General features: G+C 29.0%; 19 protein-coding genes and 1 pseudogene. 10 read left to right on the top strand and 10 right to left on the bottom strand.

All coding sequences use genetic code 11. The features are described 5' to 3' along the window. Positions 1 to 8: 8 nt before the first annotated feature. The 6 genes from L8U04_RS06110 to L8U04_RS06085 are packed head-to-tail and all read left to right on the top strand — an operon-like array spanning position 9 to position 5,827. On the top strand, positions 9 to 1,865 hold the full coding sequence (locus tag L8U04_RS06110; RefSeq protein WP_263709628.1) for a FapA family protein: 1,857 nt from the start codon (positions 9 to 11) through the stop codon (positions 1,863 to 1,865). After that, entirely contained in the window at positions 1,862 to 2,413 is a 552-nt protein-coding gene (ruvA, locus tag L8U04_RS06105) for a Holliday junction branch migration protein RuvA (RefSeq protein ID WP_220566641.1), read from the top strand. Before L8U04_RS06110 ends, ruvA begins: the two co-directional genes overlap by 4 nt. 16 nt (positions 2,414 to 2,429) lie before the next feature. Then, positions 2,430 to 3,470: a D-alanine--D-alanine ligase gene (locus L8U04_RS06100; protein WP_263709627.1), complete on the top strand. Its 1,041-nt coding sequence runs from the start codon at positions 2,430 to 2,432 to the stop codon at positions 3,468 to 3,470. A 2-nt stretch (positions 3,471 to 3,472) separates the two neighbouring features. Continuing rightward, positions 3,473 to 3,688, top strand: coding sequence for a type II toxin-antitoxin system Phd/YefM family antitoxin (locus L8U04_RS06095; protein WP_087699049.1), 216 nt, complete (start codon positions 3,473 to 3,475; stop codon positions 3,686 to 3,688). Positions 3,689 to 3,690: 2 nt separating this feature from the next. After that, positions 3,691 to 4,434 (top strand): alpha/beta fold hydrolase, encoded by a 744-nt coding sequence (locus tag L8U04_RS06090; RefSeq protein WP_263709626.1) that lies wholly within the window; start codon positions 3,691 to 3,693, stop codon positions 4,432 to 4,434. Next, on the top strand, positions 4,427 to 5,827 hold the full coding sequence (locus tag L8U04_RS06085; RefSeq protein WP_263659596.1) for a Mur ligase family protein: 1,401 nt from the start codon (positions 4,427 to 4,429) through the stop codon (positions 5,825 to 5,827). The genes L8U04_RS06090 and L8U04_RS06085 overlap by 8 nt, the downstream gene beginning before the upstream one ends. A gap of 14 nt (positions 5,828 to 5,841) precedes the next feature. Here the strand turns inward: L8U04_RS06085 and flgH are convergent, their stop codons facing one another. Continuing rightward, entirely contained in the window at positions 5,842 to 6,543 is a 702-nt protein-coding gene (flgH, locus tag L8U04_RS06080; protein ID WP_133319229.1) for a flagellar basal body L-ring protein FlgH, read from the bottom strand. An 85-nt stretch (positions 6,544 to 6,628) separates the two neighbouring features. On the opposite strand from flgH, the gene pta reads away from it, so the two are divergent. Both pta and L8U04_RS06070 read left to right on the top strand, forming a co-directional pair. Continuing rightward, a complete protein-coding gene (gene pta, locus L8U04_RS06075) occupies positions 6,629 to 8,098 on the top strand; it encodes a phosphate acetyltransferase (RefSeq protein WP_318530211.1) in 1,470 nt (489 codons plus the stop codon). An 8-nt stretch (positions 8,099 to 8,106) separates the two neighbouring features. After that, entirely contained in the window at positions 8,107 to 9,288 is a 1,182-nt protein-coding gene (locus L8U04_RS06070) for an acetate kinase (RefSeq protein WP_263660271.1), read from the top strand. Between the two features lie 31 nt (positions 9,289 to 9,319). Here L8U04_RS06070 and L8U04_RS06065 read toward each other — a convergent pair whose 3' ends face one another. From L8U04_RS06065 to aspS, 9 genes and pseudogenes are all read right to left on the bottom strand, one after another. After that, on the bottom strand, positions 9,320 to 10,090 hold the full coding sequence (locus L8U04_RS06065; RefSeq protein WP_263662390.1) for a MetQ/NlpA family ABC transporter substrate-binding protein: 771 nt from the start codon (positions 10,088 to 10,090) through the stop codon (positions 9,320 to 9,322). A gap of 128 nt (positions 10,091 to 10,218) precedes the next feature. Further along, positions 10,219 to 11,370 carry a glycosyltransferase gene (locus tag L8U04_RS06060; protein WP_263709625.1) on the bottom strand — a complete coding sequence of 384 codons (1,152 nt, stop codon included), beginning with the start codon at positions 11,368 to 11,370 and terminating at the stop codon, positions 10,219 to 10,221. Between the two features lie 9 nt (positions 11,371 to 11,379). Then, positions 11,380 to 12,036: pseudogene (locus tag L8U04_RS06055) on the bottom strand (methionine ABC transporter permease); the annotation flags it as partial. Positions 12,037 to 12,038: 2 nt separating this feature from the next. Next, positions 12,039 to 12,995: a methionine ABC transporter ATP-binding protein gene (locus L8U04_RS06050; protein WP_263661301.1), complete on the bottom strand. Its 957-nt coding sequence runs from the start codon at positions 12,993 to 12,995 to the stop codon at positions 12,039 to 12,041. A gap of 3 nt (positions 12,996 to 12,998) precedes the next feature. Next, entirely contained in the window at positions 12,999 to 15,611 is a 2,613-nt protein-coding gene (locus L8U04_RS06045) for a valine--tRNA ligase (RefSeq protein ID WP_263709624.1), read from the bottom strand. Between the two features lie 74 nt (positions 15,612 to 15,685). After that, the gene (locus tag L8U04_RS06040) at positions 15,686 to 16,723 is read right to left on the bottom strand and encodes a hypothetical protein (RefSeq protein WP_263709623.1); all 1,038 of its coding nucleotides are present in this window, start codon (positions 16,721 to 16,723) and stop codon (positions 15,686 to 15,688) included. A 36-nt stretch (positions 16,724 to 16,759) separates the two neighbouring features. Then, a complete protein-coding gene (gene ppa / locus L8U04_RS06035; RefSeq protein WP_263709622.1) occupies positions 16,760 to 17,278 on the bottom strand; it encodes an inorganic diphosphatase in 519 nt (172 codons plus the stop codon). Positions 17,279 to 17,288: 10 nt separating this feature from the next. Further along, positions 17,289 to 17,861, bottom strand: a complete 573-nt coding sequence (locus tag L8U04_RS06030; protein ID WP_263709621.1) for an adenylate kinase — start codon at positions 17,859 to 17,861, stop codon at positions 17,289 to 17,291. Further along, the gene (gene aspS, locus L8U04_RS06025; protein WP_133319218.1) at positions 17,858 to 19,609 is read right to left on the bottom strand and encodes an aspartate--tRNA ligase; all 1,752 of its coding nucleotides are present in this window, start codon (positions 19,607 to 19,609) and stop codon (positions 17,858 to 17,860) included. Before aspS ends, L8U04_RS06030 begins: the two co-directional genes overlap by 4 nt. Before the next feature lie 85 nt (positions 19,610 to 19,694). Between aspS and L8U04_RS06020 the strand changes: the two genes are divergently transcribed. After that, positions 19,695 to 20,525 carry an NAD(+)/NADH kinase gene (locus L8U04_RS06020; RefSeq protein ID WP_133319217.1) on the top strand — a complete coding sequence of 277 codons (831 nt, stop codon included), beginning with the start codon at positions 19,695 to 19,697 and terminating at the stop codon, positions 20,523 to 20,525. Then, positions 20,525 to 22,039 (top strand): AAA family ATPase, encoded by a 1,515-nt coding sequence (locus L8U04_RS06015; protein ID WP_263709620.1) that lies wholly within the window; start codon positions 20,525 to 20,527, stop codon positions 22,037 to 22,039. The genes L8U04_RS06020 and L8U04_RS06015 overlap by 1 nt, the downstream gene beginning before the upstream one ends. Positions 22,040 to 22,092: the final 53 nt, after the last annotated feature.

Raw genomic sequence — 22,092 nt, 5'->3', positions numbered from 1 at the left:
CTTAAGCTATGGAAGAAAAGAAAATTTTATACACTAAAGACCCTTATAGAGAGCTTTTAATATTTGCTTCTGAAAATAAATGTGAAGTTGATGAACTTGATTTTAGGTTGTTAAGTTTTAGTACTTCTTATACTTATGATAATCAAGAATGGATAAAAGTTAATGAAAAAGAGTTGAAAATTTTTGAAGAAGATGAGAAATTTTTAAATCATGAATTAAATATAGAACAAGAATATAAAATAGAAATTTATTTTAAAAAATTTGCACGCATTTCAACTTTTGAAGTTAGTTTACATACTAACGAGCTTTGTACTTTATTAAAAGCCAGCGTTAGAGCTAGTGAAACTATTGCTTTTCATGACAAATTAGCTCTAGAGCTTTTAGAAGCTATTTATAAAGTGATGATAAAAGAAAAATATTTGCTTGGGCTTAGAATTTTTGATTTTAAAAAGCAAATTATTGATTTTAATGCTAAAGTTAAAGAAAAGCAAAAATTTGATTTTGAAGTTGAATTTGAAGTATGTAAGGGAGTTAATCCACAAGAGCCTACAAATGAAGAAATTCAATATCACTATCTAGAAAATCTAAAAAAACACAACGATGTGATGAATAGAAACTATGTAGCACCTATAGGAAAAGATGAGGTGGCTATTGAGAGAATCAAGCCAAAAGAGGGTAGCGATGGCAAGGATTTAAGATTTAAAATTTTAAAAGCACTTCCACCAAAAATAAACAAAGAAAAAGTTATTTGTTCTGATAAATTTGAAGTTAAAGAAGATGATGAGAGTATAAAATATATTGCTAAAAAAGATGGTTTTATTATACAAAGAAAATCCATTTATGAGATAGAAAATTATTTAGAATTTAGTAAGGTTGATTTTAAAAGTACAGGTTCTATTTGGGCGGGTTTTGATAAGCAAGTTATTATTGTGATTAAAAATACAAACACTCTAGAAGATGCAATAGGTCCTAGAATTACTGTTGAGGCTCAGGAATTAGAAGTTACTGGTAATATGGCTCAAGATTCTGTTTTAAGAGGTAAAAAGATAATTCTTAAAGGCAATATGCATCATAAAAGCACTATTATAGGACAAAAGGTTGAGGTTAATATCTTAAGAGGATATTGTGAGGCTGAGGAGGTTTTTGCTGAAACTTTGGAAAATGGTTCTATCAAGGCTAAAAAAGTAAATATTAAAAAGGCTATGGGTGGAGAGATTATTGCTGATGAAATTTACATACAAGAACTCGGCGGAAATTGTTTATGTAGTGCTAAAAGTTTAATCCATGTTGAAAAAATTCAAGGCAGTGGAAATAAATTTATAATTCAAGATCTTAAAGCTTTTGGAGAAGAAAAAAGCGGAGAAGAGATACTAATACATGTTGATGGATTGAAAAAAGAACAAGAAAATTTAGCTAAAGAAATAGAAGAGACTAAACACACAATTAATATAAGTAAAGACTCCATACGAATTTTGCAGCAAAAAGTAAAAGAATTAATGAGTGCAAAAAGAGCTATACCACAAGCTTATAAAGCTACTATTAAAGATTTTAATCAAAAGATTGAAAATTTAAGTATTTTTGCCAATAAAATAGAATCTTTAAAAGAAGAAGAAAAAGCAAATATAGAAAAGCTTAAGAAAATTCAAGAAAAACTTTTAAAATCTAAGATTATTAATAAAAGTGGAAAATGGATGGATTTAAATGAAATTAAATTCATTTTGTTAAATCCTAGAAAAGAATTAAGCTATTATCCTCATGATGAAGAAAAAATTCAATGTTTTGAGCTTCAAAAAATTGATACAGAAAATGAGATGGAACTTTTTGAAATTCGTGCTATTAGTAATTACAAGGAAGAAACTAAATGATAGTGGCAATTGAAGGAATAGTGAGTAAAAAAGAACCTACTTTTGTAGTTTTGAAAACTTCAAGTGGGGTAAGTTATGGTGTTTTTGTTTCGCTTTTTTGCTCAAGTAATTTTGAAAAAGATCAAAAGGTTGAGTTTTTAATCACACAAATTATCAAAGAAGACTCTCATAAATTATATGGATTTTTAGATATAAATGAGCAAAAAATGTTTGAGTTGTTGATTAAAATTAGTGGTATAGGAGCAACTACTGCTATGGCACTTTGCTCAAGCTTAGATACTAATACTTTTTATGCGGCTTTGCAAAGTGGCGATGAGAGTGTATTTAAAAAGGTTCCTGGTATTGGTCCAAAGAGTGCAAAAAGAATTATAGCTGAGTTAAGTGATGCAAAAATCAATATAGAAAATTCCAATCAAGACCAAGCACAAGCTTTGGCAGCTTTACTTTCACTTGGTTTTAAACAAGAAAATATTTTAAAGGTTTTAAGAACTTGTGAGAGTAAAAATACTAGTGAGCTTATTAAAGAGGCTTTGAAAAAATTAGCATAATAAAAGGAAAAATATAATGATATATGGTGTAATTTTTGGCGCAAATTCTTATGAGCATGAAATTAGCATTGTAAGTGCTGTGGTATTAAAAAAAGTACTCAAAGCACAAAAAAAATTTATATTTTGTGATAAAAATAAGGAATTTTTTCTTATAGATGAAGAAAAAATGAATGCAAAAACTTTTAGCAGCGGTGCTTATAAAAAAGAAAAAGCTTTGGTATTAAAGCAGGGTGGGTTTTTTATAAAAACTATGTTAGGTGAGAAAAAACTTGACATTGATATAGCGATAAATATCATACATGGAAAAGATGGTGAAGATGGCAAAATAGCTGCTTTGCTTGATTTTTATGGTATAAAATACATAGGCCCACGCATAGAAGCTAGTGTTTTATCTTTTAATAAGGTTTTAACTAAACTTTATGCACAAAGCGTAGGGGTGAAAACACTTGATTATAAGGTTTTAAATTTGCATAAAGAGCAAAATGTATCTTTGGATTTTCCTTGTATTTTAAAGCCTGCAAGATTAGGTAGTAGTATAGGTATAAGCATAGTTAAAGATGAAAGCGAGCTTAAGTATGCCAAAGATGTTGCTTTTGAATTTGATGAGGATGTTGTGATAGAACAATTTGTAAGTAATATTAAAGAATATAACTTAGCAGGTTGTATGATAGATGAAAAAATGGAATTTTCTATTATTGAAGAGCCTAGAAAAAATGAAATTTTAGATTTTGAACAAAAATATTTAGGTTTTTCAGAAAGCTCTAAAGTAAGTGAAGCAAATATTAGTGAAGAATTAAAACAAAAATTAAGGGATAATTTTACTAGAATTTATAATCCTTTATTTAAAGGAGCTTTGATTCGCTGTGATTTTTTTGTGATAGATGATGAGGTTTATTTAAATGAGATCAATCCAAATCCAGGATCTTTAGCAAATTATTTATTTGAAGATTTTACTAATGTAATTAATAGTCTAGCTAAAAATATAGAATTTGAAAAGCAAATTAAGATTGATTATGCTTTTATTCATAGTATTAATGGACAAAAAGGTAAGCTATAATCATGGCTACTTTTAGCAAAGATGAAATTTATACTGCAACTGAAGTGGTAAGAAATTTCAGCACTATGCTTGAAAAAACAAAAAAAAGTGAAAATGGTAGAGTAGTGATTGTAAAAAACAATAAATTTGAAGCTGTACTTTTGAACTTTGAAGAATATGAGCGTTTAAATGAAGCTGTGATGCTTTTAGAAAAGATTTACAAAGATAAAAAAGGCTAGAAATGGCAAAAACTAGAGTATATTCTAATGGGTATTTTTATAATTTAAGTTATGAAATCATCAATCCAAAATGTGAAAAAATAATTCTTATTTTACATGGTTGGGGTGCTAATAAAGAGCTTATGAAACAAGCTTTTGAAAAGCCTTTGAGTGATTTTAAGCAAATTTATTTAGATTTACCTGGTTTTGGAAATTCAAGTATAGATGCATCTATGAATTCTTATGCTTATGCCAAGGTTGTAGAAGACTTTTTAATTACAATTGAGCAAAAAACAGATTATTTAATGGGGCATTCTTTTGGTGGAAAAGTTGCGACTATTATGTGTCAAAATGCTAATTTTAAGGGTTTGATTTTACTCTCTAGTGCAGGCGTGGTTTTACCAAAAAGTTTTAAAGTGAAGTTTAAAATAGTCTTGTTTAAAATTTTGAAAAATCTCCCTTATGGGGATTTTTGGAGGAAATTTTTTATTAGTAAAGACGCTCAAGGCATGAATGAAGTGATGTATGAAACCTTTAAAAAGGTTGTTAATGAAAATTTAGAAAATGAATTTCAAAAGCTTAAAAACCCTATTTTGATTTTTTGGGGTAATGAAGATAAGGCTACACCTTTAAAAAGCGGAGCAATTATCCATTCTTTAGCACAAAAAGGGAAATTTTTTGCATTAGATGGGGATCATTTTTTCTTTTTAAAACATGCTGATTTTATAAATGAAAAAATACATGAGGAATTTTTTAAAAATGATTAGTATGATAGCTTTTTTAAGTTTAAATTTTTTACTTGGATTTTATCTGATTTTAGCCTTACAATGGTACTCTTATAAATTTTCACGCATAATTTTACACTTTCCCAAACCTTTATGGCATTTGTATTTTTTAATAATTCCTTATTTTGCTTTTGTATTTTCTTTGTATAGTGGAAATTTTTATTTATATTTTATAGTTTTTGCTCTATCTTTACTATATGGTGGATATTTATATAAAAATTTAGATAAAAAGTTAGTTTTTACTGCTAGGATTAAGCGTTATTTTTTATTTTTGTCGCTTTTTAGCTTGATATTTATACCATTTTTTTGGATCGGTTTAGAAGCTTTAGTAGTTACATTTTTATTAAGCTTTTTTGTGGAAAAAATTAATCAGAAAAGTTTTATAAAAAAAGCAAGTAAAAAGATTTGTGATAATCCAAATTTAAAAATTATTCTAATAACTGCAAGTTTTGGAAAAACAAGTATAAAAAATTTTTTATACGAACTTTTAAAAGATGAGTTTAAGTGCTATAAGACTCCAAGAAGTGTTAATACTTTTATGGGTATAGTAAAAGATATCAATGAAAATTTGGAAAATAATACTGAAATTTATATCGTAGAAGCTGGTGCAAGAGAGCAAAATGATATTTTAGAAATTACAGAGTTTTTAAATCCTCAAATTTGCATAGTAGGTGAGATTGGTTTGGCGCATTTGGAATATTTTAAAACTCAAGATAATATCCGCAAAGCTAAGTTGCAAGCTTTAAAATCCAAGCGTTTGGAAAAATACTTTTTACACTCAAGCACCTTATATGAAAATGAATTTTATGATGAGTATTTAAGTGATGTTAGGGCAAGTTTGGAAGGATTGGATTTTAAAATAAGATTAGATGATAGTATTTATGACTTTCATGCAAATTTACTAGGTGCTTTTAATGCTTATAATATTAGCGTGTGTATTTTGCTTGCATATTATTTAGGAATTAAAATAGAAAATATTACAAAAAGCGTATCGAATTTAAAGGCAGTAGAACATCGCTTGCAAGTGATTTCTAAAGAGCCTAAATTTATCATAGATGATGGCTTTAATGGAAATTTTAAGGGTATGAGTCAAAGCTATGAGCTTTGTAAAAGCTATCAAGGAAGAAGAGTTTTGGTAACTCCTGGTATAGTTGAAGTTAATGAAGAAGAAAATATAAAATTATGTAAAATTATTAATGAATGTTTTGATTTTGTGATTATTACTTCAGAGACTAATAGTGTGATTTTACAAAAACATATCACATTAGATTTTTATGTATTGAAAGAAAAATCTCAACTTGTGCAAACTTTATCAAGATTAACTCAAAATGGGGATTTGATTTTATTTTCCAATGATGCACCAAGTTTTATGTAAAACCATTTAGCTTATTAAAAAGGCCAAATGGTCTCCATAAATTTTGTCCCCCAAGGCTTGCGTGTAGATTTGTCTATATCGCCTTCAGTTTTATAAAGAATTTTTGCATCAGCTATATATTTACTATCTATCATATTATCTTGAGAAATATCATAAGGTCTTATAACCCCGCTTAGTTGAATGATTTGTTTTTCTCCATTGATTAAAAGCTCACGACTTCCTTCTATAAAATAATTTCCATTAGATAAAACCTTAATTACTCTAGCAGAAATTGTAGTTTGGAAATTTTCACTTCTAGTTTGGCTTCCTGTGCCTTGATATTGTGAAGTACTTGCTGTGGTATAGCCTATATTTGTATAGTCATTAACAAAATCTCTAACTTTGCTAAGTCCAGCACCTGTAGTTATTTGTCCACCACCTAAATTTACATTGTTGTTTTTGCTTGTAGATTTAGAGCCTTGTGAATTTTGTGTAGCATTTTCTCTAATGACTACGGTTACCAAGTCATTTACATTCATTGCTTTTTTATCAGAAAATAAAGGGTTATCTCCTTTACCAAACAGCGATCCAGGATTGCTTTGAGTATTATGATTTTGCTTAGGAGCTAGTTCTTCTACATAAGTAGGTGGTTTCATATTAATATGTGGATCAACTGTGGCACTACAGCCAAACATTACAAAAGGTAACAAGTAAAAATTAACATTTTTAAATTTCATAGCTTTATAACCTTATATTATTATGATGAATTTTAAAATAATTATATTATAAAAAACAATTATTTTGTTAAATAAAGAGGAAAAAATGAAATCTATGTTTTTATTAAACTGCATTGATGAAAAATTTTTGCAGCAGTGTTTAGAAAAGGTACGAGGTAAAATAGCTTTTTACTTTCCTGTTTTTTGTGAAAAAAATAAAGAAAAAATTACTTCATTTTGCACAAAAAGAAATCTTAAAATAGATTTTTTTAGTAGTTTTGCAAAAAATGAGTATCAAGGTAAGTTCACTCAAAATTTAAATGATTTTTTAAAAAAAATTATTGAAGATTTTGAGAAAACAAAAAAAGAAAATGATTTTACTATAGTAGTTGGAGTAGATGATTTTGGCTTGATGGGGGATTTAAATTTGAATATAGCCTTAGCTAAAGAGCTAAACACTCCATTGTATGCAAAAAGTCAAGATGAAAATCATACTATGTTAAATTTTTTACTAAGCCAAAAGCTTAGCGACTTTGTTTTGTTAAAAGAAAATGAAGATTTTACTCAAGATTTATTACAAGAATATGCTTATAAAACTCAGGCAAGATTTTCTTATGAGCTTTTTGAAAAAGCAAAAGCAGATAAAAAAATAGTAGTTTTACCTGAAAGTTTTGATGAAAGAGTATTAAAAGCTAGTGAATTTTTAATACAAAATGAAATTGTTGATTTGATTTTGCTAGGTGATAGCAATGAAATTTGTGCGAAAGCCAATAGTTTAAATATCAATATCGATGGTGTGCGTATTATAAATCCTAAAAATTCTCAATATAATGAAGAATTTGAAGAGCTTTTATATGAAGCTAGAAAAAGCAAAGGCATGAGTAAAGAAGAAGCTAAAAAACTCGTGCAAGATAAAACTTATTTTGCGACTTTACTTGTACATACTCAAAAAGCCCATGCTATGGTAAGTGGTGCAAGTACAACTACTGCTGAAACTATTCGTCCTGCTTTGCAAATTATCAAAACAAAACCTGATGTGAGTTTGGTTTCTGGTATGTTTTTTATGTCTTTAGAAGATAAGGTTTTGGTTTTTGCTGATTGTGCTGTTATGCCAAATCCAACCCCTGAACAACTTGCTGAAATTGCTTATGTGAGTGCAAATAGTGCTAAAGCTTTTGGACTTGAACCTAAAGTGGCTTTACTTTCATATTCTAGTGGAGATAGTGGGAGTGGAGCTAGCGTGGATGCAATTAAAGAAGCTACTAAAATAGCTAAAGAAAAATATCCTCAACTTGAGCTAGAAGGTCCTATACAATTTGATGCAGCATATGATATGCTAACAGCAAAAAGTAAAATGCCAAATTCTAAAGTAGCAGGAAAGGCAAATGTATATGTGTTTCCTGATTTAAATGCGGCAAATATTTGCTATAAAGCAGTACAAAGAACAGCAAATTCTTTAGCTATTGGCCCGATTTTACAAGGTCTTAAAAAGCCAATTAATGATTTAAGTAGAGGTTGCTTGGTGGAAGATATTGTTAATACTGTGATTTTAAGTGCTATTCAAGCACAAGAATAAGGAGAAAAATGAAAATATTAGTTTTAAATTCAGGTTCATCTTCAATTAAATTTAAGCTTTTTGAAAAAGATGAAGCCCTAGCATCTGGTTTAGTGGAAAAAATAGGCGAGCAAAGCTCTAAAATAGAACTAAAAGATCTAAAAAGTGGTCAAAAATACCAAAAAGAATTAGCAATTAAAGATCATGAGCAAGGTATTGAATTAGTAAATGAATTATTTTCTCAAAGTGGAATTTTACATGATTTAAATGAGCTTGATGGGTGTGGACATAGGATAGTTCATGGAGGTCCAAATTTAACTAAACATTGTTTAGTAGATGATGAAATTTTAAAAGAAATTGATAGGGTTTCTCATATAGCACCTTTACATAATCCTGCACATTTAATAGGTATTAAAACTATGATAAAAGCAGCTCCAAAAGTTCCCAATGTGACAGTTTTTGACACAGCTTTTCATCAAAGCATGCCTGATTATGCTTATATGTATGCTTTGCCTTATGAGTTTTATGAAAAACACCAAGTTAGAAAATACGGCTTTCACGGTACTTCACATTCTTATGTAAGTAAACAAGCTGCACATATACTTGGTAAAAATATTAATGAATTTAATGCAATTAGCGCTCACCTTGGAAATGGTGCGAGTGTTTGTGCTATAGAAAATGGAAAATGCGTAGATACTTCTATGGGTTTTACTCCACTAGAAGGTTTGATTATGGGAACTAGATGTGGTGATATTGATCCTGCTGTATTGCCATTTTTAGCAAAAGAATTAAATTTAAATCCATCTGATTTAGATACTATAATGAATAAAAAAAGTGGTGTTTATGGAATTTGTGGGTTTAATGATTTTAGAGATATTGAAGCACAAATTGAAGAAAATAACGAAAAAGCAAGACTTGCTCTTGATATGTTTTGTTATCGTTTGAGTAAATATATTGGCTCATATTTTGCGATTTTACCTAGAGTCGATGCGTTGATTTTTACAGCTGGTATTGGAGAAAATGATAATATTGTTAGAGCAAAAGTTTGTCAAAGACTAGCGCATTTGGGATTTGATATAGATTTAGATAAAAATACACAACTTAGAAATGGTGAGATTAGTAAAAAAGACTCTAAAATTAAAATTTTAATTATTCCAACAGAAGAAGAATTAGAAATAGCTAAAATTACCACAGAACTTATTAAAAAATAAATAACCTTGAGTTTTAAACTCAAGGTTTGTTTTAAAATGCAGGAACTACAGCACCTTGGTATTTTTCATTGATAAAATCTTTTACTTTTTGACTTTGCAAAGCCTTTATTAAAGCTTTGATTTTAGGATTGTCTTTATTATCTTGTGTAGTTACTAAGATATTTGCATAAGGACTTTCTTTACTTTCTATTAAAATAGAATCTTTTACAGGATTTAAATTTGCTGATAAAGCATAGTTTGAATTAATCACTGCAAAATCAACATCATCTAAAGCCCTTGGAAGTTGTGCTGCTTTTAACTCTTTAAATTTGATGTTTTTTGGATTATCTTTAATATCAAGTGGAGTTTTTAATGCGCTATTTTTAAAACTAACTAGTTTAGTACTAGCGATAATATCTAAAGCTCTGCTTTCATTTGTTGGATCATTTGGTACAGCTATAGTAGCATTTTGTGGAAGATCTTGGATATTTTTATATTTTTTAGAATAAACAGCCATTGGTTCGATGTGAACTTTTGCAACGCTAATTAATTTTGTGCCTTTATTGGCATTAAACTCATCCAAATAAGGTTGATGTTGGAAGAAATTTGCATCAAGTTCTTTACTATCTGTACTAAGATTTGGTAAAACATAATCATTAAATTCTTTAATTTCTAATGTGTAACCTTCTTTTTTTAATAAATCTTTAGTTTGTTCTAAAATTTCAGCATGAGGGACAGGTGTTGCACCTACAGTGATAACTTCATTAGCAAATAAACTTGCACCTAAAATTGTGCTTGCAGCGAGCAGTTTTAACAATTTCATATTAACTCCTTTTTTATAGTTTTTTAAAATGTTTGATTATATTGTAAAAATATTAATAAGATGAGAAAAGTTTTATTTTTGTTTGTTTTTATATTCTTTAGAAAAGCATTTAAGTTCTTTTATAAATTTTATATAACCACCTTTATACCAACTTTTTTGAGCATTAATAAGGGCTTTTCCAATTTTATAAGAATAAGTATTTTGATTTTTTTAATACCTTCGCTTTTGTAATCATCATAGCTTGATAAAGGTGGAAGTTTAAGGTAAGGTTTTGTTTTCAAATCTTTTTGGTATTGTTTAGCTAGTTTTGTGTGTTTGTAATAAATCTTTAGTAGAGTAAAAGGTAAAAAAGGAATTTTTTTCTTATTCTTAGCACACTCTATAAAGGCATAACCTAGTTTGTATGATAAATGATATCTTGTGCGTTGGATGGATTGCTTGTTGTCTTTGTGAAAAGAGCCTATATATTTACTTCCTCCAAGTTTTAACCATTTTTCATAATATTCTTGCCATTTAGGCCATGTTTGATTGCAAAATTTACTATTCCAAAAACGACTGTTGGTGCCACAAGCATGAACTATAGAAGCATTTTGTGTAAGATTTGTAAGATAATGAGTACTTCCCGTGTATTTGTCTTTTAAATCTTTGACTTTAAAGTGATTTTCATAAACCATTAAGGAAAAAATTCCTTGATCTTGCCAATTTTTAGTATTTTGTGAAAGATAATTATAAATGAATTGATAACACTGTAAAGGATTTGGTATAAGATCGTTAAAGACTAAAATTCCTGTTTGATATACACGCTTATTAAGATATTTTTTTTCTAAAGGCAGTGCTGTGTGAATTAATGTTTTACCTAATCTTGCACCAAAATGATATTTTCTAGCTCTTAATTTACTAAGTTCATCTATACTTTTTAAAAGTAAAACATCAAAATCAAGATAGATAATACTTTCGCATTCATCTAAAAACTTAAAAGCTTCAAATCTTGCAAAAGCCATATGCGTCCATCTTTTTAAGAAAAATAAATTATTAATATCGTTTTGATTTTTATCAAGAGTGGTTAAAAAATCTTCTTGGGTAAAAAGAATAAATTTAATTGTTTTGTTTTTAATAATTTTTTGCATGATATTTTGATCATTCAAGCTAAAACCATCATGTAAAATGTAAAACACATCTACCTTTTCACCCATAACATCCATGATATTAATGAGCAAGGTTCCTATGGTAAAGCTTGAATTTTTAGTCGCTGCTAGTAAGATACCAAGTTTATGTTTCATTGTTTATCTTTTGGTGATTTTATAAAGAATATTTCCTATAAATTGTATGATTTGAACTAAAACAATTAAAACCACAACAGTTTGAATCATAATATCAGTTCTAAAACGCTCATAACCATAGCGAATAGCTACATCACCTAAACCACCACCACCAACAGTTCCTGCCATAGCAGAAAAACCAATAACAATAATCAAAATTAAAGTAATACCATTAATAATACTTGGTAAAGCCTCGCTAAACATAACTTTAAAGATAATTTGTGCTTTACTAGCTCCATAAGATCTTGCTGCTTCAATGATAGCAGGATCAATTTCTTTAAAAGCACTTTCAATCATTTTGGCCAAATAAGGCGCAATTCCCATGGTAAGTGGTACTATGGTAGCAGTTGTTCCTATGCTAATACCAATGAGATATTTTGTAAAAGGACTTAAAACTACAATAAGTACTAAAAATGGAAAAGATCTTAAAATATTGATAATAAAATCAAGTACGCTATAAATGCTTTTATTTTCCCATAAGCCACCTTTATCAGTAACAGTAAGCACAATTGCAGGGATAAGCGCGATTAAAAAGGCTAAAAAAGTGGCTGTAAAACTCATATAAAGAGTTTCTAGTAATGCCGGATAAAGTATATTTTCAAAATTTCTTAAAATTGTTTCTAAGTTCATTACACAAGCTCCCAAATAACGCCATTTTCTTGTAAATAATTTAAAACTCTTTCTTGATCTTTAGCTTCTATATTGATCACCAAATTTCCTAAAGCATTGTTGTTTAATTTTTCTATCTTACCCCAAACTATATTAAAATCAATATTTAAACTTCTAGCCATATGAGTGATAATGCTTTGGTTTGCTTTTTCTTTGCAAAAGTATAAGCGCACATTAACTCCATTTAGTGGTAAAAAATCACTTTCCCCTAGAAATTCACGCATTTTTTCACTTGGTTTTAAGAATAAATCTTCGATTTTCCCTTGACCTATGATTTGTCCATGCTCTAGCAATACAGCCTTTTGTGCTATTTGTTTTACTGCCTCCATTTCATGAGTTACTAATACTACACTGATGTTAAATTCTTGATTGATTTTGGCAATAAGTTCTAAAATATTATTTGTAGTATTTGGATCAAGCGCAGAAGTAGCTTCATCACTTAGTAAAATTTTAGGATTTAAAGCAAGGGCTCTAGCTATGGCTACTCTTTGTTTTTGCCCACCACTTAGCTCATTTGGATAAGCTTTGCTTTTAGCTAAAAGTCCCACAAGATCTAAAAGTTCATTAACTCTTTTTTGAATTGTGCTTTTGTCAAAATTATGAATTTCTAAAGGCATAGCTACATTTTCAAATACATTTTTTCTACTCATAAGTGCAAAATGCTGAAAAATCATCCCTATATCTTTTCTAAATACTCTTAACTCTTTTTCTTTTAAAGTAGCTATTTCTTTACCAAAAACTTCCACACTACCGCTTTGATAATTTTCTAAACCATTAATACATCTTAGCAAAGTTGATTTTCCTGCCCCGCTGTGTCCAACAAGAGCATAAATTTCTCCTTCTTTAACTTCTAAAGAAACATCATTTATAACTAATTCTTTGCCATAATATTTTTTAAGATTTTGTATTTTTATCACTTATTAGCCTTCTAAATTAGAAATTTCATCATTGATTTTTTCAAGTTGAGCTTTAATATTTTCAAGTTGAGTTTTATTTTGCTCAATGACTGCAGTAGGTGCATTAGAGATAAATTTTTCATTTTTCATCATAGCATCTAGCTTGTTAAATTCTTTTTCAAGTTTTGTTTTTTGACTATTAAGTCTATTTAAAACACCGCTTAAATCAAGATCTTGAGTTGGTATAAATACTTCTAAATTCTCGCTTACATCTCTAATGGATTTTTCTAAATTTGTATTGATAAACTCGATGTTTTCACATTTTGCAAGTGTTGAGATGAAATTAGTGTAATTTTTTAACTCAGCCATTAAACTCTCATCGTTTAATTTTATACAAGCTTTTTGAATTTTTACATTTGCAAGCTCTACTAGAGTTTTTGCACGGCGTAAGCTTACTATACTTTCTATAATGATATTAAATAATTTTTCTATTTTTTCATTTCTAGAATTAAATTTAGGATATTTTGAAATCATTATAGAATCATGAGTTTGGATAGAAGTTTTACTTAACTCATGGTATAAATACTCACTAATAAATGGCATAAAAGGATTTAAAAGTTTTAATGCTTCTTTAAAAATACTTCCAAGTTCTTTTATACTTGATTTTTCAGCCTTGCTAAGCTCAATCCCCCAATCACAAAATTCATCCCAGAAAAATCTATACAAAGTATTTGCCGCATCATTAAAACGGTAGTTGTCTAAATTTTCTCTTGTTTCTTTTATGCATACTTCAAAACGAGATAGCATGTATTTTGCCAAGTTAGTTTGAATTTTACTTTTATCTAAATCTTCAAATTTTTCTTCATTTAAGAGTAAAAATTTACTTGCATTATAAAGCTTGTTGGTAAAATTTCTAACTTGTATGAGTTTGTCATTGCTTAACTTTATATCTCTACCTTGGATAGCTAAAAGAGCAAGAGTAAAACGCAAGATATCAGCGCTGTATTCATCCACACTTTGCACAGGATCAATGACATTACCTAAAGACTTACTCATTTTTCTACCTTGCTCATCTTTAACCAAAGCATGCAAATATATATCTTTAAAAGGAAGTTCACCTAAGGCATTAGTGCTTTGAAACATCATTCTAGCAACCCAGAAAAATAAAATATCAAAACCAGTGATTAATAAAGAATTTGGATAAAAATCTTTTAAATCATCTTCATGCCAAAGTGTATTTTTACCCCAGTCTTTATTACCCCAACCTAAAGTACTCATAGCCCAAAGACCTGAAGAAAACCAAGTGTCTAAAACATCAGGATCTTGTTTGAAATTAGTGCTTTGGCATTTTGGGCATTGGCTTGGAGTTTCTTCGCTTGCCCATTCATGAGAGCATTCACAGTAATACACAGGAATTTGATGACCCCACCAAAGTTGTCTTGAAATACACCAATCTTTTAAATCCCTCATCCAAGCATTAAAACTATTAATCCAATGTGCAGGGTAAAATTTACTTCCACCAAGATTAACTTTTTCTATACTTTCTTTTGCGATTTCATTTTTTACAAACCATTGTTTAGAAATATATGGCTCAACCACATTTTTACAACGATAGCAATATCCTACTTGATTAGTATAATCTTCTATTTTTTCAACAAAACCTTTTTCTTGCAATTCTTTTATAATAATATCTCTTGCTTCTAATCTTTCTAAGCCTTTAAAATGCAAGCAATGTTCATTTAAGATACCTTTTTCATCAAAGATAGTAATAAATTCAAGTTTATGTCTTAAGCCTACTTCATAGTCATTATGATCATGTGCTGGGGTTACTTTCACAAAACCTGTACCAAATTCCATATCCACATGCTCATCAGCAATAATAGGAATTTTTCTATCTATTAAAGGTAAAATGACATTTTTGCCTATTAAATGCTTAAATCTTTCATCGTTTGGATTAACCATCACAGCACTATCACCAAAATAAGTTTCTGGTCTTGTGGTGGCTACTACGATATATTCTTGAGAATTTTCTAAGAAATATTTTAAATAATATAATTTTCCTTTATTTTCTTTGTGTTCTACTTCTATATCGCTTAATGCTCCATCATGAGTGCACCAATTTACCATGTAATTTCCACGCACAATAAGCTTTTTATCATAAAGATCCACAAAGGCTTTTTTTACTGCATTTACCAAACCTTCATCCATAGTAAAACGCAAACGACTCCAAGCGGGAGTGATACCCAAAATTCGCATTTGCTTAACTATGGTACCACCGCTTTGCTCTTTCCATTCCCATACCTTTTTTATAAATTCTTCTCTACCGAGTTCTTCTTTTTTAATGCCTTGAGCTAAAAGTTGTTTTTCTACAACATTTTGTGTTGCAATCCCTGCATGATCAAGTCCTGGCTGATAAAGAGTTTTGTAACCATCCATTCTTTTATAACGCGTTGTGATATCTTGTAAAGTACAAGTTAGAGCATGACCTATATGCAAAACACCTGTTATATTAGGTGGTGGCATCATAATACAAAAGTTTTTACCTTTTTCTTGAATTTTTTCATTACCATTGATTTCAAAATATCCGCGTTCTTCGCAAATTTTATAATATTCTTTTTCTAGTGATTTATCATACATAATTGCTACCTTGAGAATGAAAATAAATTGTTATGTTAGCTTAAAATTGTTAAAGAAGTTTTGAAATTTAGAAATTAGTTATAAAAACTAATTTCTACTTTACGATTATTTTGTCTTTGAGAATCAGACTTATCTTTAGTAGGATAGGTGTCTTTTCCCAAAGATTCTATTTCTATAACCTCAGTAAAACTAAAGAAATGTTTAGCCACATTCATTGCTCTATTTAATCCTATCATATAGTTTGCAAAAGTACTACCTCTATCGTCTGCATAACCTTGAATTTTAACTCTTTTGAGTATATCTTCTCTTGCTAGATTTTGATTGATTTTTTCAAGTAGATTTTCATTGCTGTATTCACTATATCCATTTCTTTCAAATAAAAATTTTAAATCAGAAATTTTAACATCTACATAATTGTATTTTTTCTTATTTTTAGCAAAAACAATATCTTTATTATATATGCTTAGTTTCATATTGTCATTTGAAAGCATATCGATAAAAATAGTTAAATTGTAATCTTGAGAATTAATTTTAACAGGATTAATCATTTCTTTTAACATATCAACTCTATAATCACTTAAACTTTTTCCATCCAATACATAAACTTTAACAAAATCATTACTTAATCTTGGTTCATATCTGCTAGTTTTACCTTTTGCAATGTATTCTTGCATAGTATTTTTATATTTTGTTGTTTTTTCTTTTTTTACACTTGTTTGTTTGTTGTTTTCAACGAGAACTTTTTGTTCTTCTTGGGCTACTTTAGGAGTAATAGTTTCATTTTTAGAAACTTCAGCTATATTTGTTTGGGTTGTTGGCGCGACTTCTTGAGTGCTTGTATTTTCATCTATGGTAGGATTATTTTGTACCGGAGTCTCTTCTTTTAAAGACTCCGGATTTATTTGCTGTGATGGATAATAAGTATTATCACTTATATTATTTCTTTCTTGATTGTATTGAGTACTTGGCGGAGTGTAGCTTTGATAAGAACTACTTTTTTTATAATCATATACATAAGTATTTGAATCATCTTCAAAATACCATATATAAAAACCAATACTAGCGCCTATTAGCACCACAAAAGCTATACTAAAAGCAATAATACTTTTCATTTTTTATCCTTTGTGAAGTCCTCAAAAGGACTTTGATTATTTATAATTTTTAATAGAATTTTCTAAAATTTCACTTGCTTTTTCAATACCTGCAAATTCTTTTACTTTTACCCATTTGTTTGGTTCAAGCATTTTATATGTTTCAAAGAAATTTTTGATTTTATCTAAGCTTGCTTTTGGTAAATCATCTAAACATTTAATATTATCATATCTTGGGTCAATTTTACTTACAGGAACAGCTAGTAATTTTTCATCCATACCGCTTTCATCTTCCATTAATAATACCCCTATTAAACGACAAGGAATCACAGCTCCTGCTTGGATAGGGTATTCATTTAATACTAAAACATCAATAGGATCGCCATCATCTGCAAGAGTATTTGGTATAAAACCATAGTTTGCTGGATAAAACATAGCTGAATACATCACGCGATCAACCATGATGACTCCGCTTTCTTTGTCAAGTTCGTATTTAATGTTTGATCCATAAGGAATTTCAATAACTGCATTAAGTTTATTTGGTACTTCTCCAACTTTGATTTTGCTAATATCCATTTTTTATCCTTTATTTTAATAAATCATTGATTAAATTTTTCATATCGGCTACGATAGCTTCAATACTTCTTTCACCATTGATTACATGGTGGATATTTTCTTTAGTATAAAAATTTGTTATTTCTTCTAAAGGTTCTAAATAAACTTTCATTCTATTATTAAAAACTTCTTCGTTATCATCAGCACCTCTAGCACGCCCTAAAACTCTTTCTCTAGCAACTTCTTCGCTAACTTTAACTTCTATCACACCTTTTAAAATTACTTCACTTTGATTTTTTAATACCTTATCAAACTCAAGCATTTGTTCAACACTTCTTGGATAACCATCTATTAATATAGTATTAGTTGGTGCATTTTTTAAAGCAGTGATGATAGTATTAACTACCACTTCCAAAGGAACCAAATTTCCTTTAGAAATAAAACTATCAATAATCTTTCCAAGTTCGCTTCCACTAGCCACTTCTGCTCTTAGCAAATCACCTGTAGAATAATGAGTAATGCTCGCATCATCTGTAGCTATGATGCTTGCATCGGTTGTTTTACCACTACCTGGTGCACCTATGATTAAAAATAATTGTTTCATTTAGTATTCTCCCTTAATCTTATACCTAGTTCTCTCATTTGTTCATTGCTTACTTCACTTGGAGCTTGAGTCATAAGACATTGCGCTCTTTGTGTTTTAGGAAATGCTATAACTTCTCTAATACTTGAAGATTTTGTTAAAAGCATGATAAGTCTATCAAGACCTATTGCTATACCACCATGTGGTGGTGCTCCAAAACTTAATGCATCAAGTAAGAAGCCAAATTTCTTTCTTTGTTCTTCTTCATCAATATTTAAAAGCTTAAATACTTTTTGTTGGATAGGACTTTTGTGAATTCTTATACTACCACCACCTAATTCTACACCATTTAACACTACATCATGTGCAATAGAATTAATTTCTTCTAAGTCTTGCTCATCAATATTTTTTGGCATAGTAAATGGATGGTGCATTGCAGAATAGCTTCCATCATCATTTTGCTCAAACATAGGAAAATCAATAACCCACAAGAATTCTAATTTATCCTCATCGATAATTTTCATTTCATCAGCAAGGAATAATCTAAATCTGCCCATATAATCAAGCACAGTTTTTTTAATCCCTGCACCAAAAAATACTACATCACCAACTTCTAATTCACATCTTTGGATTAAAGCATTTAAGTCCTCTTCGCTAAAGAATTTACAAAGTGGGCCTTTAGGACCATCTTCTTTCATTTGTATAAATGCAAGTCCTGCTGCTCCAAATTTACGCACAAATTCTTCAAATCTTTGCATTTGGCGTTTAGAAAAAATCGTATCGCCTTTTGGAACTCTTAAAGCTTTAATACGATTTTTCTTCGTGTCTTTTGCGATATTTGCAAAAATTTCATTATTTGATTTTGCAAAAATATCAATCACATCAATAAATTTCATATCAAATCTTAAATCAGGCTTATCAGAGCCATAATTTTCCATAGCTTCTTTGTAACTCATTTGCCTAAAAGGTATGCTAATTTCTTTTCCGCAAGCTTTGAAAATATCTTTAAGTAAATTTTCTGCCATAGCTATGATATCTTTTTGTTCACAAAAACTCATTTCTATGTCTATTTGAGTAAATTCAGGTTGGCGATCTGCTCTTAAATCCTCATCTCTAAAACATTTTGCAATTTGAAAATATCTATCAAATCCTGAACACATTAAAAGTTGTTTGAAAAGTTGAGGGCTTTGAGGTAGGGCATAAAATTCACCTTGATGTACGCGTGATGGTACTAAATAATCCCTTGCGCCTTCTGGAGTAGCTTTGGTTAAAATAGGGGTTTCAACCTCTAAAAATCCCATTTTTGCTAAAGAATTTCTTGTTGCTATACAAGCAGTTGATCTTAGAGCAAAATTATCATAAAGTTTTTTGCTTCTTAAATCTAAAAATCTATATTTCAATCTTAATTCTTCATTTACACTTTCATCGCCTATAGCAAAAGGTACTACAGCACTTTCATTTTCAATAGTAAGTTTATTTATAACAACTTCTATTTCTCCGGTTTTTAATTTTGGATTTACAAGTCCTTCACCGCGTGGGCGAATTTTTCCTTGTGCTATTAAAACATATTCATTTCTTACTGATGAAGCTATATTATGTGCTTCTTGATTATCCGCTGGATCACATACTAATTGTATAAGTCCGCTACGATCTCTAAGATCGATAAAAATTACACCTCCATGATCACGGTAAGAATTTACCCAACCACATAATGTTACTTCCTCGCCAACATTTTGTATGTTAAGCTCTGTATTATAATGAGTTCTCAAAATTTTTCCTTAGCTTAATTTTGTTCAATTTTGTTATTATAGTATTTTATTCTTTTGCTTAGCTAAGTTTTGTTATAATTTTTTTATGAAAAAATGTATAAATATAGAAAAAATTCAAAAAGTAGGCTTATTTTGCAGGTTAAATACAAATTTAAATGAGCAAATTGCTTTTTTAAAAACAATTTTTTTGCAAAAAAATATAGAGCTTGTGCTATTAGATCAGAAAAAAAATAATCTTAAAGATTTACAGAAATTAGATTTTTTAATTTCTCTAGGTGGGGACGGCACGCTTTTGTCTTTATGTAGGCAAGCTTATCAAGCAAAAAAGCCCATTTTAGGGATAAATGCAGGAAATTTAGGTTTTTTAACTGCTTTTTCTTTTAATGAAGTAGAAAGTTTTTTTAAAGATTTTTTTAAAAATGATTTTAAAATAGAAAAAGCTAAAATGCTTCAAATAACGCTTTGTAAAAAGAATAAAATCATTAAAAAATTTGCTTTTAATGACGCGGTTTTTTCTCGTGATAATGCTTTAATGGCAAATGTGGAAGTTTTCTTTGAAAATAAACTTTTTAATGCTTATTATGGAGATGGTTTGATTATAGCTAGTTCAAGTGGTTCAACTGCTTATAATATTAGCGCAGGTGGGCCTATAGTACATCCTTGGAGTGAAATTTTTGTTCTAACTCCGGTTTGTTCTCATTCTCTAACTCAAAGACCTATAGTTTTGCCTTATGGTTTTGAGCTTGAGTTGAAAGTTGAGCATTGTTTGTTGTATTTAGACGGGCAAGAAGTGGTTGATCCTAAAGAATATGATAAAATTCTTATAGGGCTTAGTAAAAAAGAACTTAGTTTTATACATAAAAAAGATAGAGATTATTTCCAAGTTTTAAAAGAAAAGTTAAATTGGGGTAAGTGATGATAGAAAGTATTTTAATCAAAGAAAATTTAGGTTTTAAACAAGCAAAATTAGACTTAGAAGTGGGGTTTACTGTCTTTACTGGTTTAAGTGGTGCTGGAAAGTCTGTGCTTTTTAAGGCTATTTTAGCAGCATTTGCTTTAAGTGAGAGCGAAGCTAAAATGGTGGAAGTTTTGTTAAATGATGAGCTTGAATTAGATGAGTTTGGCATTGAAAATGAAGAATTAAATGTATTTAAACTTTTAAAAGATAAAAGCTCGCGTTATTTTGTCAATAATCAACTTATTTCAAAAAAGAATTTAGCCTTACTTTCTAAGAAATTTGTAAAATATCTTTCAGCTAAGGAAAATAATGAGTTTTCAAATGAAAGATTTTTAAACTTACTTGATTTTATGCAATCAAAAGAGGATAATAAATTTAAAGATTTTTTAAATGAATATAAAAATGTTTATAAAGAATATATAGAAAATAAAATTAAATTAGAAAAAATTCAAGAAGAAGAAAAAAAGGTAGAAGAATTAAAAGAATTTACAAGCTTTGAAATACAAAAAATCCAAAGTATTAACCCAAAAATAGGTGAATTTGATGAGTTGATGAGTTTAAAAAAAAGGCTTTCTAAAAAAGACAAAATCGATGCAGCTTGGAACAGGGCAAGCAAAATTTTTGAATTAGAATCAGCAGTGATTGAAGCTTTGCAAATTAGTGATGTTGATAGTTCATTTTTTTCAGAGTGTTTAAATGAACTAAGGGTGGTGTGGGAAAATCAAAGTTTTGATGATTTTGATTTTGATATAGAAGAAGTGCTTGATAGGATAGAAAAACTTTCTTCTTTGATTTCAAAATATGGAAGTATAGAAGAAGCCTTAGAAGCTTTAGAGAAGAAAAAAGCAGAATTAGCTCATTATGAAAATTTAAGTTTTGAAAAAAAAGAATTAGAAAAGAAAGTGCAAAATGCTAAAATACTTTTAGATGAGAAAAGCCAAAAATTAAGCACTTTGCGCAAAAAAAGATTAAAAGAGCTTGAAAAATTACTTAATTTTTATCTTGAAAAACTTTATATGAAAGAGATTAAATTAGAGCTTAAAGATTGTGCTTTGAGTATTTTAGGTAAAGATGAAGTGAATTTAAATATAAATGAAGCTAGTTTGAAAAATTTAAGCTCAGGTGAGATAAATCGTTTAAGACTTTCTTTTATCGCAACTGAATGTAATGTTACTAATAAAGCTAGTGGGATAATATTTTTAGATGAAATTGATGCAAATTTAAGTGGTAAAGAAGCAATGAGTATAGCTGAAGTTTTAAAAGAGCTTGCTAAGTTTTATCAAATTTTTGCAATTTCACACTTACCACAGCTTTCATCAAAAGCAAGCAATCACTTCCTAGTAGAAAAAATAGGAAATGAAAGTAGGGTAAGAAAGATAGAAAAAGAAGAAAGAGTAAAAGAACTTGCTAGAATGGTAAGCGGGGAAAATATTACCCAAGAAGCTTTAGAATTTACTAGAACTTTGCTTTAAAAACAAAAAGTAAATTTCAATATGATATAATTAGTTTTTTAAAATTATTTAAA

The organism is Campylobacter sp. IFREMER_LSEM_CL908 (assembly GCF_025771545.1).
In the GTDB taxonomy this organism is placed as follows: Bacteria; Campylobacterota; Campylobacteria; order Campylobacterales; family Campylobacteraceae; genus Campylobacter_D; species Campylobacter_D lari_D.
Note: the sequence above shows the minus strand (reverse complement) of the source record. Positions and strands in the feature narration are given on the sequence as shown.

Excerpts from the sequence above, each read along its gene's own strand:
- L8U04_RS06110 (WP_263709628.1), top strand. The coding sequence starts at position 9 with ATGGAAGAAAAGAAAATTTTATACACTAAAGACCCTTATAGAGAGCTT.
- ruvA (WP_220566641.1), top strand. The coding sequence starts at position 1,862 with ATGATAGTGGCAATTGAAGGAATAGTGAGTAAAAAAGAACCTACTTTT.
- L8U04_RS06100 (WP_263709627.1), top strand. The coding sequence starts at position 2,430 with ATGATATATGGTGTAATTTTTGGCGCAAATTCTTATGAGCATGAAATT.
- L8U04_RS06095 (WP_087699049.1), top strand. The coding sequence starts at position 3,473 with ATGGCTACTTTTAGCAAAGATGAAATTTATACTGCAACTGAAGTGGTA.
- L8U04_RS06090 (WP_263709626.1), top strand. The coding sequence starts at position 3,691 with ATGGCAAAAACTAGAGTATATTCTAATGGGTATTTTTATAATTTAAGT.
- L8U04_RS06085 (WP_263659596.1), top strand. The coding sequence starts at position 4,427 with ATGATTAGTATGATAGCTTTTTTAAGTTTAAATTTTTTACTTGGATTT.
- flgH (WP_133319229.1), bottom strand. The coding sequence starts at position 6,543 with ATGAAATTTAAAAATGTTAATTTTTACTTGTTACCTTTTGTAATGTTT.
- pta (WP_318530211.1), top strand. The coding sequence starts at position 6,629 with ATGAAATCTATGTTTTTATTAAACTGCATTGATGAAAAATTTTTGCAG.
- L8U04_RS06070 (WP_263660271.1), top strand. The coding sequence starts at position 8,107 with ATGAAAATATTAGTTTTAAATTCAGGTTCATCTTCAATTAAATTTAAG.
- L8U04_RS06065 (WP_263662390.1), bottom strand. The coding sequence starts at position 10,090 with ATGAAATTGTTAAAACTGCTCGCTGCAAGCACAATTTTAGGTGCAAGT.
- L8U04_RS06060 (WP_263709625.1), bottom strand. The coding sequence starts at position 11,370 with ATGAAACATAAACTTGGTATCTTACTAGCAGCGACTAAAAATTCAAGC.
- L8U04_RS06045 (WP_263709624.1), bottom strand. The coding sequence starts at position 15,611 with ATGTATGATAAATCACTAGAAAAAGAATATTATAAAATTTGCGAAGAA.
- L8U04_RS06040 (WP_263709623.1), bottom strand. The coding sequence starts at position 16,723 with ATGAAAAGTATTATTGCTTTTAGTATAGCTTTTGTGGTGCTAATAGGC.
- ppa (WP_263709622.1), bottom strand. The coding sequence starts at position 17,278 with ATGGATATTAGCAAAATCAAAGTTGGAGAAGTACCAAATAAACTTAAT.
- L8U04_RS06030 (WP_263709621.1), bottom strand. The coding sequence starts at position 17,861 with ATGAAACAATTATTTTTAATCATAGGTGCACCAGGTAGTGGTAAAACA.
- L8U04_RS06020 (WP_133319217.1), top strand. The coding sequence starts at position 19,695 with ATGAAAAAATGTATAAATATAGAAAAAATTCAAAAAGTAGGCTTATTT.
- L8U04_RS06015 (WP_263709620.1), top strand. The coding sequence starts at position 20,525 with ATGATAGAAAGTATTTTAATCAAAGAAAATTTAGGTTTTAAACAAGCA.